The 17,209-nt window shown below is 72.2% G+C and carries 13 protein-coding genes; 8 read left to right on the forward strand and 5 right to left on the reverse strand.

Going from position 1 to position 17,209, the window contains the following annotated elements; all coding sequences use genetic code 11:
- Positions 1-205: 205 nt before the first annotated feature.
- Positions 206-2,152, reverse strand: coding sequence for an aspartate--tRNA ligase (gene aspS, locus WMF33_RS45890; RefSeq protein ID WP_437334486.1), 1,947 nt, complete (start codon positions 2,150-2,152; stop codon positions 206-208).
- A 233-nt stretch (positions 2,153-2,385) separates the two neighbouring features.
- Here aspS and WMF33_RS45895 point away from each other — a divergent pair, with 233 nt between their 5' ends.
- On the forward strand, positions 2,386-4,338 hold the full coding sequence (locus tag WMF33_RS45895; RefSeq protein WP_437334487.1) for a hypothetical protein: 1,953 nt from the start codon (positions 2,386-2,388) through the stop codon (positions 4,336-4,338).
- A gap of 50 nt (positions 4,339-4,388) precedes the next feature.
- Here the strand turns inward: WMF33_RS45895 and WMF33_RS45900 are convergent, their stop codons facing one another.
- Genes WMF33_RS45900 through WMF33_RS45910 form a run of 3 tightly spaced genes read right to left on the reverse strand, consistent with a single transcriptional unit; the run spans position 4,389 to position 8,765 of the window.
- Positions 4,389-6,563, reverse strand: coding sequence for a transglutaminase TgpA family protein (locus WMF33_RS45900; RefSeq protein ID WP_437334488.1), 2,175 nt, complete (start codon positions 6,561-6,563; stop codon positions 4,389-4,391).
- Positions 6,560-7,792: a DUF58 domain-containing protein gene (locus tag WMF33_RS45905; RefSeq protein ID WP_437334489.1), complete on the reverse strand. Its 1,233-nt coding sequence runs from the start codon at positions 7,790-7,792 to the stop codon at positions 6,560-6,562. The genes WMF33_RS45900 and WMF33_RS45905 overlap by 4 nt, the downstream gene beginning before the upstream one ends.
- Positions 7,793-7,799: 7 nt before the next feature.
- Positions 7,800-8,765: an AAA family ATPase gene (locus tag WMF33_RS45910; protein ID WP_020741493.1), complete on the reverse strand. Its 966-nt coding sequence runs from the start codon at positions 8,763-8,765 to the stop codon at positions 7,800-7,802.
- Between the two features lie 324 nt (positions 8,766-9,089).
- Here WMF33_RS45910 and WMF33_RS45915 point away from each other — a divergent pair, with 324 nt between their 5' ends.
- From WMF33_RS45915 to WMF33_RS45940, 6 genes are all read left to right on the forward strand, one after another.
- Positions 9,090-10,211, forward strand: a complete 1,122-nt coding sequence (locus WMF33_RS45915; RefSeq protein WP_437334490.1) for a decaprenyl-phosphate phosphoribosyltransferase — start codon at positions 9,090-9,092, stop codon at positions 10,209-10,211.
- Positions 10,211-10,951: a CPBP family glutamic-type intramembrane protease gene (locus WMF33_RS45920; RefSeq protein ID WP_437316361.1), complete on the forward strand. Its 741-nt coding sequence runs from the start codon at positions 10,211-10,213 to the stop codon at positions 10,949-10,951. Before WMF33_RS45915 ends, WMF33_RS45920 begins: the two co-directional genes overlap by 1 nt.
- Before the next feature lie 136 nt (positions 10,952-11,087).
- Entirely contained in the window at positions 11,088-11,750 is a 663-nt protein-coding gene (locus tag WMF33_RS45925) for an NUDIX hydrolase (RefSeq protein ID WP_437334491.1), read from the forward strand.
- Entirely contained in the window at positions 11,750-12,697 is a 948-nt protein-coding gene (locus WMF33_RS45930) for an NAD(+)/NADH kinase (protein WP_437334492.1), read from the forward strand. The genes WMF33_RS45925 and WMF33_RS45930 overlap by 1 nt, the downstream gene beginning before the upstream one ends.
- Before the next feature lie 561 nt (positions 12,698-13,258).
- Entirely contained in the window at positions 13,259-13,594 is a 336-nt protein-coding gene (locus tag WMF33_RS45935) for an HU family DNA-binding protein (RefSeq protein WP_044989678.1), read from the forward strand.
- Positions 13,595-13,737: 143 nt separating this feature from the next.
- Positions 13,738-15,162 (forward strand): ABC1 kinase family protein, encoded by a 1,425-nt coding sequence (locus WMF33_RS45940; protein WP_437334493.1) that lies wholly within the window; start codon positions 13,738-13,740, stop codon positions 15,160-15,162.
- Here WMF33_RS45940 and WMF33_RS45945 read toward each other — a convergent pair.
- Complete coding sequence (locus WMF33_RS45945) at positions 15,159-15,830, reverse strand: hypothetical protein (RefSeq protein WP_080682630.1); 672 nt, start codon at positions 15,828-15,830, stop codon at positions 15,159-15,161. The genes WMF33_RS45940 and WMF33_RS45945 overlap by 4 nt on opposite strands.
- A gap of 100 nt (positions 15,831-15,930) precedes the next feature.
- Between WMF33_RS45945 and WMF33_RS45950 the strand changes: the two genes are divergently transcribed.
- Entirely contained in the window at positions 15,931-17,208 is a 1,278-nt protein-coding gene (locus WMF33_RS45950; RefSeq protein ID WP_187346073.1) for a citrate synthase, read from the forward strand.
- Position 17,209: the final 1 nt, after the last annotated feature.

Consider the following 17,209-nt stretch of genomic DNA (forward strand, 5'->3'; position numbering starts at 1 on the left):
CGCCGGGGAGGCCATGGCGAAGGATACAGGCCCTACCCTACCAGAAGTGCGCGGCCTGCAAACATAAAGGCCGAGGGGCGCGGCCGCGCGCGGCGAGGCAGGGCACAGCGCGCGCGGTGGCGGTGGCGCCCCGCCGCGCTCGAGCGCCGGGGCGCCGCGGTCGAGCCGTCCGATCGCGATCGCGCGCGCGCCCCCCGGTCCGGCATCAGGCGCCGGCGCTGCCGGTGCCCGCCGCGCCCGGTCGGGCGTCCGCGGGCGCGACCGTCTTCACGTGCAGCTCGGCGAGCTGCGCGCCGTCGACGGCCACGGGCGCGCCGGTCATCTGGTCCGTGCCCTGGTTGGTCTTCGGGAACGGGATGACGTCGCGCAGCGTCGGCGCGCCGCTGAGCAGCATCGAGAGCCGGTCCATGCCGAGCGCGATCCCGCCGTGCGGCGGCGCGCCGCTGCGGAGCGCGTCCAGGAGGAACCCGAACTTGTCGCGCGCGTCGCCCTCGTCGATGCCCAGCGTCTTGAAGACGCGCGCCTGCACCTCCGGATCGTGCAACCGGATCGAGCCGCCGCCGATCTCGAACCCGTTCAGCACGAGATCGTAACGGTAGCACTCGACGCGCGCCGGATCGCTCTCGAGGAGCGGCACGTGCTCGTCGATCGGCCGCGTGAACGCGTGGTGCGCGGCGGCCCAGCGCCCCGTGTCCTCGTCGAACTCGAACAGGGGTGGGTTCGTCACCCAGAGGAACCGCCACTGGTCGCCATGCCCGTACTCCGGGATGAGCCCCATCTTCTTGGCGACGTCGATGCGGAGCTTCGCCATGACCGTGTGCACCACGGCCTCCTTGCCGAACTGGAAGCAGAGGATGTCGCCGGGCTTGGCGCCGAGCGCCTCGTTCAGCTTCTGCCGGAGCTCCGGCGTGATCGACTTCGTGAGGGGCGACTGCGTCCAGGAGCCGTCCTCGGCGAGCTTGGCGCGCGCGAGCCCCCGGAAGCCCTTCACGTCGCGGAGCCCCTTCTCGAGATCCTCGGTCTGCTGGCGCGAGAGGTTGGCGCTCGCCGGGATCACGAGGCCCTTCACGATCTCGGCCGGCAGGTCGCGCCGCAGCTTGCCGGACCGGTACTTCTCGGCGAGCTCCACCCAGAACGGCACCCCGCCGCCGCCGTGCTCGATGATGATGTCGGTGAGGTCGGTGTGCTCGATCCCGAAGCGGAGGTCGGGCTTGTCGTTGCCGAAGCGGCGCATCGACTCGGCGTACGGCATGCGCGGGAAGCGGCCGGTCGGGTAGAGCTCGGTGAGGTCCTTGCCGAGGGCGGCCTTGAACAACGCGAAGACGAGCCCCTCGATCAGCCCGAAGACGTCGTCCTGGTTCACGAACGACAGCTCGACGTCGATCTGGGTGAACTCGGGCTGCCGGTCGATGCGCAGGTCCTCGTCCCGGAAGCACTTCACGATCTGGAAGTACCGGTCGAAGCCCGCGACCATGAACAGCTGCTTGTAGAGCTGCGGGCTCTCGGCGAGCGCGTAGAACTTGCCGGCCGAGATCCGCGACGGGACGAGGAAGTTGCGCGCGCCGCCCGGCGTGTACTTCACGAGGAACGGCGTCTCGAGCTCGAGGCAGCCCTGGTCCGACAGGTAGTTCCGCGTCGCCCGGTTGATCTCGTGGCGCATCCGCAGCGTCCGCTGGAGCGGCGTCCGGCGCAGGTCGAGGTACCGGTGCTGGAGGCGGATCTCCTCCCGCGTCTCGATCTCGTCCGCGATCTCGAACGGCGGCGTCTCGGCCCTGTTGAAGATCGTCGCCTCGGCGACCCAGACCTCGATGGCCCCCGTGTCGATCTTGTCGTTCACGTTGCCTTCGCGGCTCACCACGACGCCCCGGACGCCGACGACCCACTCGGACCGGGCCCGCTCGGCGGCGGCGTGGGCGTCGACGAGGTCCTTCTCCTCCGCCTTCACGCCGTACTTCGTGATCGCTCCGAGGTAGCTGCGATCGAAGACGATCTGCGTCACGCCGGTGCGGTCGCGGAGGTCGATGAAGATGCAGCCGCCGTGATCGCGGCGCCGCGCGACCCAGCCGAACAGCACGACCTCCTTGCCAATGTCCGCCTCGCGCAGATCGCCGCAGCGGTGCGTCCTCTTGAGCTCATCGATGAAACGGGACACGAGCCGACCTCCGAATTTCCGTGGGAGGGGCGACTCTAGCCCAGGTCGCCGCTCACCGCCTCTCCGGATGATCGCGCCCCTCGCGCGGTGCGTGGCCCCGCGCGCCGCCGCGGGGGGCGCGGATCGGGCCGCGCGCCGCCGCCGAGGCGCTGCGGGGCCACGCACCGCCGGGGCGCGGCCGGGTCGTGCGCCGGAACTTGGCCCGCCCGCGGCCGATCTGGCATGGCCGCCCGGTGAGCTCCGAAGAGAAACGCTGCTGGCTCGATCGGTCGCTCGCCTTCCTGTCGGCCGCGCTGCCCTTCGGGCTCTCGCTGGCCCGCGCCGCCTCGTCAGGGCAATGGCGAGAGGATCTCACGGCCGTCCGCGACCTCGGCCTCGTCGCGGTCGGGGTCGGCGGCGGCCTCTCGACCGCGGTCTCGCAGGCGCTGAGCCTGCTCCCGCTGGGCTCGCGCACCTTCCGCACCGCCCTCGGATCGGCGCTCGCGCTCGCGCTCGCGTCGCGCCTGCTCTACGAGATGGTCCGCCGGCTCCTCCTGGAGTCCGCGCGGCCGGCGCCCCTCCCCGGGCTCTCGCTCCTCCGCAAGCTCGTCGGCGGCGCCGCCGAGGCGATCCCGGCCGCGGCGCGGCCCGCGCCGGCCGCGCCCGGCGGCGCCGCGAGCCCGCGGCTCGCCGCCGCGCTGTCGGCGATCGCCGTCCTCACGGCGGCGCTGTCGCCGACCTGGCAGCGGGAGGCGACGGTCGGCGGCGGCGCCATGCTCGCCACCTGCTGCGCGCTCGTGGCCCTCGCGCTCGCGTCGATCTGCGCCGAGCAGGCGCGGCACGCGGGGCGCGCGTGGATCGCGCTCGGCGCGGTCCTCGGGGCCACGTTCGCCGAGAGCCCTCCCGCCGGCCTCGCGGCGATGGCGGCGTCGCTCGCGATGGTCCTCGCCCGCCGGGGCCTCGGCGGGGAGGCGGCGGCCGCGGGCCCGCCCCGGCGCCTGCTCGGCGCCGCCGCCGGCGCGGGCGCGCTCACGGCCGCGCTCCTCCTCGCGCCGCTCGCGCTCCGGCCGCTCGCGCCGCGCGCGTGGGCCGACATCGGCCGCGCGCTCACGGCGGGGAGCCTCGCCGCCGCCGACGTCGCGAGCGCGCGCACCACGGCGCTCGCCGCGTGGAGCCGCGAGATCGGCGTCGTCTCCCTCCTCATCGCCGCGGCCGGCCTCGCGCTCTCGCTCCTGCGCCCGCGCGCGCGGTGGCTCGTCGCGCCGTTCCTCGTGCTGCTCGCGCTCGACACGCTCCTGCCCGCGCGCGCGGCCGGCGTGCTCTCCGCGGATCCGCTCACCCCCCTGCGGTCGCTCGCGGTCGCGGCCATCGCCGTCGGCTCGGCGCTCGGGGCGCACGCCGCCGTCCGGGCGCTGCTCGACACGCGCGTGCCGTTCTCGCGGAGCGGCGCGGTGCTGCTCGTCGTCTTCCAGCTGACGCTGGTCGCCCTGACGAGCGAGGAGGCCGGCTTCGCCGCCGACCGGAGCGAGCAGACGGCCGCCGAGGTCTGGACCGACGAGGCCTACGGCAGCCTCGATCCGAGCTCCGCCATCCTCGTGCGCTCGCCGGCGATCGCGTGGCGGGTCTGGGCGGCGCGGATCACGCGCGGCGAGCGGCCGGACGTCCTCGTGGTCCCGATCCCGCTGCTCGATCGCGGTCAGGTCGCGGCGAGCCTGCTCGCCGAGGAGCGCAAGCTCGCGCCGCTCCTGCGCGACTTCGCGCTCGCGGGCGAGCCCAGCGAGTTCGCGCTCTCCACGCTGGCCGACGTCCGGCCCCTCTACGTGGAGCTCGATCCGAGCTGGTCGAAGAGGCTCCTCGGCCACCTGAACGTCGCCGGGATCTGGCTGGAGTACGCCCCGCAGCCGCTCGGCCCCTCGGATCGCAAGCTGGCGACCGCGCAGTCGATCGTGCCGATCAAGCGCGTGCTGGAGGCGCTCTCGGCGGCCGCGGTGCCGGACACGTCGACGGCGGCGGTCCTCGCGTCCACGATGCGAGGCCAGTCGAACGTCGTCAGCCTGCTGGGCGAGCGCGTCGTGGCGCAGTCGTTCGTGGACCGGCTGGGCGAGCTCGCGGCCGAGGACCCGTTCGTCTCCGGCGGCCCGACCCGCCGCGCCGTCACCGGCATCCGCCAGGCGTTCATCGCGAAGCGCCCGGTGCGGCGCCGCTGAGCGGGCGCCGCGCGCGGCGATGCTCCGCCGCGCGCCGCCGAGGCCCGCGATCAGGGCGACGCGTGGAGCCCGACGTTGCCTGCCGCGAGCGCGCGGCGATCGGTCGAGCGCAGCGCCTTGACGCGTCGCTCGAAGTCGCGGCTGTCGTCCTCGGTGAGCTGCGCCCCGCCGAAGCGGGCGCGCAGGTAGACCTGCGTGAGCTGCAGGATCTCGCGCGCCAGCGGGTGGTCCGCGTGCTCCAGCACCTCGGCGTGGCGCAGCGGCGGCATGCTGGGCGGGCGCGGCACGCCCTGCGCGAGCATGGCGGCCTCCAGGCTCTCGTAGAGCGCGGTCGCCAGGATCGCGCTCGGGGTGCGCCCCCCGTCGGCGCGCGACTCGTCGCGCCCGCGGCGCGCGCGGCGGAACCGCCAGTAGAGCAGGCCGCCGCCCAGCGCGAGCGCGACGGCGGCGACGGCGAGGATCCGCGGGCGCGACAGCGTGACGTCGCCGCTCGAGCCGGACCTCCGGTAGCGCGACGTGAGCGTCTGGAGCAGGCTCACCTGCTGGTTCAGGTCGTAGCCGACGATGTGCCTGTCCCAGCGCTGGCTCGTCGCCTCGATGAAGTCGCGGAGGTACGCCCAGACCCCGACCAGCTCGCTCTTCGGCGCCGCGTCGGCCGGCGGCGTCGGATCGAACGTCTGCCACCCCTCGCCGTCGAGGAACACCTCGACCCACGAGTGGGCGTCGCCCTGGCGCACGGCGTAGAACCGGCCGAAGCGGTTGTAGGTGCCGCCGACGAAGCCGGTCACGTTGCGCGTCGGCACGTCCACCGCGCGCAGCAGGATCGCCATCGCCGTCGAGTAGAACTCGCAGTGCCCGCGCTTCGACTCGAACAGGAAGTGATCGAGCGGCTGCGGGTCCGCCCCCGACGGCGACGCGAGATCGTACCGGTACTCCGTGCGCAGGCGATCCTGGACCGCGCGCGCGCGGTCGGCCGGGCGCTCCAGGCCCTGCGTCCATTGCTGCGCGAGCTCGACGACGCGCGGCGGCAGGTCCTTCGGCAGCTCCAGGTAGCGCCGCCGCTCGCCCGCCGGCAGGCGCTGGAACGTCGGCGACCGCTTGCGCGACAGGAAGACGTCGTAGACGAGCCCGCGGTCGTCGAGGGGCTGGTACCGGAACTCTCCCTCGGGCCCGCGGTGGGCCATCGTGTTCGCGTCGATGCCGAGCTGCCCGCGGCTCTTGAACCGGAGCCCGGTCGCGTTCGGCGGGATGAAGATCACGGGCGGATCGATCGGCTCGAGATCGATGCGCATCACCGGATCGACCGACGGATCCGGGTACCGCTCGATCGGCACGAGCCCCCCGTCGCTCTCGGTCGGGCGCTTGAACGCCTCGCTCTGGGTCCAGGTGCGGCCGTCGTACGCGTCGAGCGCGGTGCCGCGCAGGTGCATGGTGAGGCGCGGCGGCGGCGGCTCCGGGAGATCGGGGATCTCGACGCGCATCGCCAGCTTGGGATCGCTGCGCAGCACGCCGACCGCGCCCAGGTCGACCTTGCCCGAGAAGCCGATCATCCGCCCCGTGTGGCCGCGGTTCAGGAGGAGCAGCGAGAGGCCGACGCGCGGAAAGATGACGAACAGGAGCGCGGTAAAGACGAAGATCGGGATCGAGAGCAGGCAGGTGACGGCGAGGAACGAGCGCCCGACGACCCGCCTGGAACGCAGGATGCGCGGCACGTCCACGGGCAGCCCGGTTCGGTCGCGCGCCCCCTGCCGGTAGTTGCCCTCGACCTCGCGCCTGAGGTGGCTGAGCACGAGGGCGCCGGGCGCGACGACGAGCACGCCGAGGAAGCACAGCCCGTAGCCCAGGCCGCCGCCGAGGACGGTCCCGGCGATGAGGTGCAGGAGCGCGAGCACGATGACCTGCTGGTCGTGCGCCGCGCCCTTCCGCGTCGCGAGCCGGATGATCTGCAGCGCCGCGGCGAACTCCACGAGCACGTCGAGCACGCTCGCGTCGGTCGCGACGATGCGGACCACCTGGACGGCGATGACGACCAGGAGGACGCCGGTGTCGAGGTGGCGGAGCGCCGGGTGCCGCTGCCAGGACTCGCGCACGACGAGCGCGAGCGCGAGGCCGATGAGGATGGCCCAGCTCACGTAGCGGTTGAACTGCCCGCTGGCGACGAGGGCGATGACGCCGAGCGCCGCGAGCGCGTCGGTCATGACCCGATGCACCATCCCGAATCTCATGAAGCGGTCCTCGGCGTGGTGGTGCGGCGCTCGCCGCTCGTGGGGCCCGGGCTGGAGACCTGCCGCGCGGACGCCCGAGCGGCGCGCGCTTCGCCGAGCTCCGGCAACCGCCCCTCGTCCACCGCCTCGAGCAGCGCCAGGAACCGGAGGATCGCGTCGGAGCCGATGTTGCGGTCGCCGCGCACCCGCTCGCCCAGCGTCGTCGCGACGACCACGGCGTCGCCGCGCTTGATGTGGGCGACCGCGCGCGAGGCCGCCTCGCGGATCCTGCGCTCGAAGGTCTGCGCGAACCCGTCGCCCTCGCCGGCGGGCCGCACCGTGTCGACGACGATCCGCACGTCGGGCCGCGTCTCCCGGGTGCGCTCGCGCAGCACCAGCTGGTCGCGCATCGTGCTCTTCTTCCAGTAGATGTCGCGCGGATCGTCGCCTTCGCGCATCGGCCGCAGCCCGAACGTCTCGTCGCCGCCGCCGCGCCCGCTGAGGCTCGCGCCGCCCTCGCGCCGCCCGGCGTCCTCGACCGGGAGCCGCACCGGATCGACGGCGGGGTAGATGATGAGATCCCCCTCGGCCTCGACCTCGCGCGATTTTTCGAACAGCCCGAAGGGGAAGCGGGTCGCGATGCGGAACCCGGTGTGCCGGTCGCGGCCGCGCTTCGCCGGCGTCCGCCGGTAGGCGGCCACCTGCGCGCTGGAGGGGCTGATCTTCAGGAAGAAGCAGCGCTTGTCGGCCGGCTGACCGGCGCGCAGGTCCTCGACCTCGATCGCGTACGACGGCACGCGCTTCTTGTGGTTGTAGACCTCGATCTCGACGAGGTGCGCCCGGCCCACCTGGGCGCGGGCTGGGAGCCGCCGGGTCACGGTGAGGTGTCGGAGCGACATGTCGCTCATCACGCCGGAGACGACGATCAGCGACAGCAGCATCCCGAGCAGCAGGTAGAGGAGGTTGTTGCCCGTGTTGATCGCCGCGAAGCCGACGCCCAGCGTGATCCCGAGGTAGTACTTCCCCTCCCGGGTGAACTTGAGCTTCCGGGGCGGCCTCAGGGCCAGCAGGACCTTCGTCCATGAAGCCGCCTGCTCCCCGCGCGAGGGCAAGAGCGGGCGCTGCTCGATCGGGGGCCGCTCGCGCTTCAGGCGGCTCGGCCGGATCGCGCTACGCGCGGCCCCGCCTTCGCGCTCGGCGCCGCGGGAGCTGCCGCTGAGAGATCCCCGCTCCCGGTCCTCTGCGCCCATCGCCCCCTCAGAGCGGGACCGGCACCCGCGCCACGAGATCGCGCACCGCCGCCTCGCATTCGTCGCGGGTCGGCATGTAGCCCTCGGCGTGGGCCGAGAGCCGGACCCGGTGCGCCAGCACGGCGACCGCGAGGTCATGGATGTCGTCCGCGATACAGTACGAGCGGCCGTAGAGGACGGCGCGCCCCCGGGCCGCGCGCGCCAGGTTCATGCCGGCGCGCGGCGAGGCGCCCAGCGAGAGGGTCGGGCTCGAGCGCGTGGCCGCGAGCACCGCCTGCAGGTAGGTCGCGAGCGACGAGTCGAGCTCGACGCGATCGACCTCGCGCTGCAGCGCCACGAGCTGCGCGGGATCGATGACCTGCGGCACGTTCCGCGCGCGATCGGGCTCGCCGCCCTGGAGGAGCAGCCGCATCTCCACCTGGGGCGGCGGGTACCCGATCCGGATCCGCACCATGAACCGGTCGAGCTGCGACTCCGGCAGGGGAAAGGTGCCGGCGAAATCCTGCGGGTTCTGGGTCGCGAGCACGAAGAACGGCTCCGGCAGCGGCGTCGCCGTCCCCTCGATCGACACCTGCCCCTCGTTCATCGCCTCGAGCAGCGCCGACTGGGTCCGCGGGCTCGCCCGGTTGATCTCGTCGGCGAGCAGGACGTTCGCGAAGATCGGCCCCTGGCGGAACACGAACTGCCCGAGCCGCTGGTCGAAGACGCTCACCCCGAGGACGTCGCTCGGCAGGAGATCGCTGGTGAACTGAACGCGACGGAGCTCGCCCCCTACGGCCTTCGCCAGCGCTCGCGCCAGCGTCGTCTTGCCGACGCCGGGCACGTCCTCGATGAGGACATGGCCCCGGGCGAGCAGCGCGATGAGCGCCAGCTCGACCGCCTCTGGCTTCCCTTCGAGGGCCTGCTCCACGGCAGAGCGAAGCTTCAGAAGAAGTGGCGAAGCTTCACGCGCGACCGAGAGCGCTGATGTCATCACGGGCGATGGTAGCACGAGGTTACGGCCAGCCTGCGGGGATGCGCATTTTGCGTTCCACAAGCCGGGGCGGCCGGTGCGAACGCGGATTCGCGACGTGCGCCGCGGGGGCCGCGGGCCCGGGTGCGCTGCGCCACGTTCCCCCAGGCGCGTCGGCTGGGCCTCGGGGCGCTCGGCCCGTCGCCGCCGCTCGGTTCCGACAGTCCCGAGCGTCCACGTTCCTGCTCTTTTGCCTGCCGCGGAATGGCCGTGACCGGTGCTCCCGGGTATGCTCCGGCCGCCGTGACCGCCTCGGGTCCTCTCTTTCGCCACAGTGCCCCCGCCTTGCCTGCCCAGGAGGCGCCGGGCGCCGATGCTCGCCCGGACGCCGGCGCGCTGGACAACCCTGCGCCGGCGGAGCAGGGCGGCTCACCCGCCGCGATGAGCTCCGTCCCCGCCGGCAAGCCTCCCTCGTCGCCGCCGCGGAGCGGCGTGCCGAGCTCGCGTCCGCCGGAGAGCGGGCCCCCCTCGGGCGGCCTGATCGCGCAGCCGCCCATCCTGCCCGACTCCCCCAGGGGGACGCTGCTCTGGCGCGTGCGCGGGATGATCCGGGCGATGCGCCCCCACCAGTGGGTGAAGAACCTCTTCGTCCTCGCCCCGGTGGTGTTCGCCAAGCACCTGACCCACCCCTCGATCATCATGAGCGCGGTCGGGGCCTTCGCGATCTTCTGCCTGCTCGCCGGCGCCGTCTACATCCTGAACGACATCGTCGACGCCGAGGCCGACCGGGTCCACCCGGTCAAGCGTTTCCGGCCCATCGCCTCGGGCCGCGTGCCGATCCCGGTCGCCAAGGCGATGGCGGTCGGCCTCGCGGTCATCGCGCTCGGCGCCAGCCTCCTCGGCCCGCCGCTCTTCGCGGTGGTCGCCGCCAGCTACTACGTCCTCAACGTCGCCTACTCGTTCCGGCTCAAGAAGATCGCGTACCTCGACGTCGGCTGCATCGCGGTCTTCTTCGTGCTGCGCGTGCTCGCCGGCGGCTTCGCGACGAAGACGCCGCTCTCCGGCTTCATGATCGCCTGCACCGCCCTGCTCGCGCTCTTCCTCGGCTTCGGCAAGCGCCGCCACGAGCTCGCGTGCGCCAACGCCTCGAAGCAGCGCGCGGCGCTGGACGCCTACACGCCCGGCGCGCTGACGGCGGCGCTCGCCGTGACCGGCGTCGCCACCATCGGCACCTACCTCGCGTACACGCTCGATCACGACACGCAGCGCTTCTTCGAGAACCCGTACCTCTGGCTGACCACGATCCACCCGCTCTTCGGGGTGATCCGGTTCCTCCAGCTCGTGGCCGGCAGCGCGAAGGCCGAGAGCCCCACCCAGGAGATCCTCCGGGACACCCCCTTCGTGCTGAACCTCGTCCTGTGGTCCGCGGAGGTGCTGGTCATCGTGTATCGCCTGAGGCCGTCCTGATGCTCGGCGCCGGGCCGGAGCTCGCCCGGCCGGGGGCGGCTCCTCCCGGCGACAAGCCGACCGCGAAGAGCGACGCGCTGACGGATCTGGCGCTGACGATGCCGATCTTCGTCCTCTACCACATCGGCGTCGCCTTCCTCCCCATCCGCAACGCGGCGGATCCGGTCACCGCCGAGCTCCGGGCGCTCGCCAAGCACAGCCTCCCGCTCTACGCGGGCCTCACGTTCGCCGTCGGCGCCGCGTTCGTCATCGTCCTCTCCGTCCTCGGCCGCGGCCACGCTTTGAAGACGCGGCGCTTCGCGCTGCTCGCCACCGAGGGCGCGCTCTACGCCATCCTGATGCGCTTCGCCGGCGCCTACGTGGTCGGCTCGCTCCGGCTCGGCCCGCCCGTCTTGTCGAACGACATCTTCACCGGGGTCGTGATGTCGCTCGGCGCGGGCTTCTACGAGGAGATCGCGTTCCGCGTCGGCCTCTACGGGCTCGGCGCGCTCGGGATCAAGCTCTTCTTCGGCCGGGGGGTCCAGGGGGTGGTGCTGCTCGTCGGCTGGGCGGTCGTGGCCGCGGCCGTCTTCTCCGGCTGGCACTACGTCGGCTCGATGGGCGATCCCTGGAACCTGCCCTCGTTCGTGTTCCGCATGGTGTGCGGGCTCGTGCTCACGGGGATTTATGTCTTCCGCGGCTTCGCGCCGGCCGTCTGGACCCACGCGCTCTACGACGTCTGGGTCCTCGTGCTCCGCTGAGCCCGGAGGCCGCGCCCCCCGGGGGCGGGGCAGGGCGCCCGCGTGCCATGCCCGCGTCATGGCCGCGCGTCGCCGTCCCGGCGAGGGCGCAATCGCGATCGGCGGCCGTTTGGCGCTATGCTTCGCGCCTCGACGCATGCGGCTACCTCCCTTCCCGAAGCTCGCGCTCAGGCTGGTCCAGACGATCCCCTCGCTGGACGGCCCTGGTTTCCTCAACGTGCGGCGCCAAGTGTTCCGCGTCGAGTTCCCGGACGGGTCGCTGAGCGACCCGTTCACCTACGACAGCGTCGATCGCGAGCGCCTCGACGCGGTGGTGATCGCCCCGCATTACCGCGGCGCGGACGGGCGCCGTCACGTCTACCTCCGCTCGGCGCTCCGGCCTCCGGCCGCGACCCGCGCGCCCGAGGTGTGCCCGTTCCCGGAGGCGCCGACGCTCGGCGCGCTGTGGGAGCTGCCGGCCGGGCTCGTGGAGCTCGACGAGCGGAGCCCCGAGGGCCTGAAGCGCTCGGCCGCGCGCGAGCTGCTCGAGGAGGCGGGGTTCGACGTGCCCCCGTCCGAGCTGAAGCCGCTCGGCCCGTCGACGTTCCCGGCGCCGGGCATGGTGGGCGAGCGGCACTTCTTCTTCCACGTCGAGGTCGATCCCGCGCGCCAGGGGGCGCCCATCGAGGACGGCTCCCCGCTCGAGCGGCACGCCGTCATCGTGGCGGTCCCGCTCGACGAGGCGATCGAGCTCACCCGCCGCGGCGAGATCGAGGACGCGAAGACGGAGGTGGCGCTCCGGCGCCTCGCGGAGCTCTGATGGCGGAACAACCCCTCGCGCCCGCGCAGCGGCGTTCGCCCCGCGTCGCGCTCGTCGTCAAGCGCACTGCCTGGAGGATCTACCGCGACGAGCGGAAAGACCCGCGCATCACGCGGCTCATCGAGGCCGGCGACGCCGCCATCGCGCGCCTCAGGGCGTCGCACGAGGCGCACGAGCAGACCGTGCGCGAGGTCAAGGCGGCGCTCGACGACCTCGGCGCCCGCGTCGAGATCCTCGCCGGCGCGGCGCAGTCGTTCGACGCGGGCGAGCTCGACCTCGTGATCACGGTCGGCGGCGACGGGACGCTGCTCAGCGCCTCGCACAACGTCGGCGACGTGCCGATCCTCGGCATTAACAGCGCCCCTGGCCACTCGGTCGGCTTCTTCTGCGGCGCGACGAGCGGGGACGCGGCCGACGCGATCGCGAAGGCGCTGCGCGGCTCGCTCCGCCGCACGGTGCTCACCCGCATGCAGGTCACGGTGAACGACAAGCTCGCCACCGCGCGCGTCCTGAACGACGCGCTCTTCTGTCATGTCTCCCCGGCGGCCACGTCGCGTTACGTGATCCGGCTGGGCAAGGCCGAGGAGGAGCAGAAGTCGAGCGGCTTCTGGATCGGCCCGGCGGCCGGCTCCACGGCCGCGCAGCGCTCCGCCGGCGGGCGCGTCCTGCCGCTCACCTCGACGCGCCTCCAGCTCGTCGTGCGCGAGCCGTACACCCCCCACGGCGAGGAGTACCGCTTCCGCCACGCGCTGATCCAGCCGGGCTCCTCGCTCGTCGTGCGGAGCAAGACGCACGACGCGAAGCTCTTCTTCGACGGGCCGATCCACTCGGTGAACGTCGGCTTCGGCGACGTGATGGAGTTCACGCAGGCGCCGCAGTCGCTGACGATCCTGGGCCTCTCGGCCAAGCGGAAGTGGGGCGCGGGCTCGGCGGTCAGCCGCCGCTAGGCCCGCGTCGGGCCGCCGAACGGTCCCGAGAGGCTCGCGCCGATCCGCCGCCGCGAGGCCGCGAGCCGCCGTCGCGAGGCCGCGAGCCGGCGCTGCTGGGCGCGGGAGCTGCGCCGCTCGCCCGACGCGCGGGGCGCGACGGCGAGGCGCGTCGCGCGCGCGCAGCGCTGGATCGAGCGGGGCGATGCGGCGCGATCGCGCGCGCGGGGCGGGGCGGAGGAGGGCCGTCGGCCGAGGAGGCTCGACCCGAGGAGGGCGCGCGCGGCCCAGATCGCCTTCAACGGAAGGGGATCGGGTGATCTCCTACCCCGAGCGCCCGGCGTCGGACCGCCCTCGAGGAGGGCGCGCGAGGCCCGAAGACCGGTCGATTTCGGCGGTTTTCCTGGGGTTTTGGCGACCCGCGTCAGGCCCCCCCGGCGGTCTTCCCGGCGGCGCGACGCGCCCCCCGGGGCATGAAACCCCTTTTTTTGTAGCTCCGATCGACGATTCGACACTGGATCTGCGGCGGCCGTTGTGTTTCCTTTGGCGCGCAAGAGGCCACAAACCTCAGGAGGAATGAACATGGCGGCGAAGAAAACGGACGGGAAGAAGAGCACGTCGCTCAGCAAGAGCGCGCTGATCAACGCGGTGGTCGAGGCGAACGAGAACGAGATCTCGCGCAAGCAGGTCAAGGCGATCCTCGAGGCGCTGACCGACATCGCGTACAAGGAGCTGAAGAAGAACGGCATCTTCACGATGCCCGGGTTCGCGAAGTTCCGCGTCGTCAAGAAGCCCGCCACCAAGGCGCGCGAGGGGATCAACCCGTTCACCAAGCAGCCGATGACGTTCGCGGCCAAGCCGGCCAGCAAGTCGGTCCGCGCTCGCCCGATCAAGGCGATCAAGGACTCGCTCTCCTGAGCCTACCCGGCTCGCCGGAGGGCTCCTCGGCGCGGGGAAGGCCCGCGGCGGCCCCCTCTCCGGGACCGGATCGTCCCCGGGGAGCGAGCTTGGCTGGCCCCGCGCGGCCCCTGCGGTAGCATGGTGCGGCTGCCCTGCCGCACATGACGCTCGCCGTCCGACTCCTCCGCGCGCTGTTTGCGTTCTCGGTCATCCTGACGAGCTACCTGATCCAGCTGGGGCTCGGGCGGGTGTTCGCGAGGCGCCTAGGGAGCGGCGGCGCCGCGCGTGAGCTGCCCGGCTGGCTCGTCGCGCGCCGCGCCCGCGTCGATCAGAACAACGCCCGACGCCTGCTGCGGGCCATGCTCAAGCTGCGGGGCGTCTTCATCAAGCTCGGCCAGGTGCTGTCCATCATGGGCGGCTTCCTGCCGCGGGCCTACGGCAAGGAGCTCGAGCAGCTCCAGGACCAGGTGCCGCCCCACCCCTTCAGCGATCTCGAGGCCGCGCTGCGCGCGAGCTTCGGCCGCTCGGCGGGCGAGCTGTTCGCGTCGATCGAGCGCGCGCCGCTCGCGGCCGCGTCGCTGGGGCAGGTGCACGTCGCGCGCCTGCGCGACGGCCGCAAGGTCGCGGTGAAGTTCCTCTACCCGGGCATCCGCGGGATCATCGCCGTCGATCTGCGCGTCCTGCGCCTCGCGATCCTCGTCTACAAGCGGTTCGTCCCGGTGGGGCGCATCGAGCGGGTGCACGAGTCGCTGGTCGACCTGCTCCGCCGCGAGACGGACTACCTGCACGAGGCGGCGTGCATGGAGCGGATGGCGCAGAACTTCGCGGGGGACGCGGGCGTCGCGTTCCCGGAGGTCATCCACGAGCTCACGACGCGCGACGTCCTCACGATGACGTTCATGGAGGGCATCAAGATCACCCGCCTCGACGCGCTGCGGAGCGCGGGCGTCCTGCCCTCGGAGGTCGCGCTCAAGCTCGTGCAGGCCTTCTACAAGATGCTCTTTCTGGATCGCTTCTTTCACGCCGATCCGCACCCGGGGAACTTCCTCGTCGCCCCGCGGAGCGCGGACGAGGGCGGCGGTTTTCGCCTGGTCGTCCTCGACTTCGGCGCGAGCTGCGAGGCCCGCGACGAGCTCATCGACGGGCTGCTCGACATCCTGAAGGGCATCTTCGCGCAGGACGACGCGGCGGTGGTGCGCGGCTTCCGGCGGATGGGGTTCGTCGCGCCCGGGGGCAACGACGCGCTCCTCGAGCGGACCGTGAAGACCTATTTCGCGAAGCTGCTGAAGATCCGGGATCGCACGCCCGCGGCGCTGATGCGCGCTCGCCCCGAGCAGCTGGAGAAGCTGGCCGACCCCGAGCTGGAGCGCGGCGAGCTCCAGGAGCTGATGCGCTCGTTCGAGTACCCCGAGGACTGGTTCTACGTCGAGCGCGCCTGCGTGCTGCTCTTCTGGCTGGCCGCCCAGATCGATCCCGACCTCGACACCATGGCTGCGGGCTTCCCGTACCTGATGCCGCTGATGGCCGAGCGCGAGGCCAGGGCCGGCGGGGCGAGCCAGGCGCCCGGCCGGCCGCCCGAGCGCTAGCGCGCCGGCGCGGGGCCGAAGCGCGGGCCGGGGCGGGTCAGCCCGAGCCGCGCCAGGGAGGGGGCATAGCTCGCGTCGCGATCCGCCATGATCTCGGCGAGCCTGGCCTTGACCTCGGCGATCCCAGCCCCTTGAAGGCGCCGGTAATTGTCCTCGGCCGGGTCCGCGGCGGGCTCGACGCCCGCCCCCGCGAGGACAGTCCCCGAATGGTTCAACCCTTCTGGAATCGTTTGAATGAACGGATCCGGCGCGTGCCGGAGGAGGCCGACGAGCCGGTGCGAGTTCGTCTCGTCCCCGGCCATCTCGGGGTGGAACGCGGCGAGGACCGGCGCGGGGTTGCGCAGCCGCCGCAGCTGTTCACCCAGGCGCGACGAGAACCGCTCGAACTGGGGCGACGGAGCGTGGATGCACGGGAAAATCAGGTGCACCACGGCGGACTCCGCCTCGGCCACGGCCGCCAGCGCCGTCTCCAGGACGGGCTCGCGGTCGAGCAGGACGTAAAAGCGTCCGAAACCGGTTGCGGCGTCGCGCATGAACGGGCACAGGCGATACCGAGCGACGACCTCGTCTGCGTAACGCCCGTGGACCCGGCGCACCTCGGCCGCCAGCCGAAGCGCCTCCGGGTGGTGGGCCAGCTCCCCCCGCACGACCGGCTCGCTCAAACGCATCACCTCAATTTCTTGGGGAAGCAATCTTCCCTCACCTCGTGATAGCTTACGCCGCGCTGCGGCGGAAGGAGGAGGCGTGCAGGAGACCGCGAAGTTAACGCTGAACAAGAACGGTGTGGAGCAGACGATCGAGCTGCCGGTGATCACGGGCACCGAGGGGGAGAAGGCGATCGACGTCGCATCCCTACGCGCGAAGACCGGGTACGTCTGCATCGACCCGGCGTTCGTCAACACGGCCTCGACCACGAGCTCCATCACGTTCCTCGATGGGGAGAAGGGCATCCTCCGCTATCGCGGCATCCCGATCGAGCAGCTCGGCGAGAAGTCGACCTTCGTGGAGACCTCGTACCTCTTGATCTACGGCAAGCTGCCGAACAAGAGCGAGCTGTCGCGGTTCTCCACGCTGCTCACCCGGCACTCGCTGATCCACGAGGACATGAAGCGCTTCTTCGACGGCTACCCGTCGACGGCGCACCCGATGGCGATCCTGTCCGCGATGGTGCTCTCGCTGTCGAGCTACTACCCCGAGGCGATCGACGTGAAGAACACCGATCTCCTCGACATCACCATCGCGCGGCTGCTCTCGAAGGTGCGCACGATCGCCGCGTTCTCGTACAAGAAGTCGATCGGCCAGCCGTTCGTCTACCCGCACAACTCGCTCTCGTACTGCGCGAACTTCCTGAACATGATGTTCTCGGTCCCGGCGGAGCCGTACGAGATCGACGAGGACATCGTGAAGGTCCTCAACCTCCTGCTCATCCTGCACGCCGATCACGAGCAGAACTGCTCGACGTCGACGGTGCGCCTCGTCGGCAGCGCGAAGACGAACCTCTTCGCCTCGATCGCCGCGGGCATCTGCGCGCTGTGGGGCCCGCTGCACGGCGGCGCCAACCAGGAGGTCGTGACGATGCTCGAGGCGATCCGCGCCGACGGCGGCGACGTCTCGAAGTTCGTCAAGCTCGCGAAGGACAAGACCTCGGGCTTCCGCCTGATGGGCTTCGGTCACCGCGTCTACAAGAACTACGACCCGCGCGCGGTGCTCATCAAGGCGGCCGCCGACAAGATCCTGGCGAAGCTCGGCATCAAGGATCCGCTGCTCGACATCGCGCAGCGGCTCGAGGAGACCGCGCTGAAGGACCCGTACTTCGTCGAGCGGAAGCTCTACCCGAACGTCGACTTCTACAGCGGCATCATCTACCGCGCGCTCGGCTTCCCCACGAACATGTTCACCGTCATGTTCGCGCTCGGTCGCCTCCCCGGCTGGATCGCCCACTGGAAGGAGATGAACGACGATCCGAGCGGCAAGATCGGCCGCCCGCGGCAGATCTACACGGGCGAGAACGCCATCGCCTACACGCCGCTCGAGGACCGCTCCTGAC

It is taken from the genome of Sorangium sp. So ce394, assembly GCF_051474665.1.
Lineage (GTDB): Bacteria > Myxococcota_A > Polyangia > Polyangiales > Polyangiaceae > Sorangium > Sorangium cellulosum_D.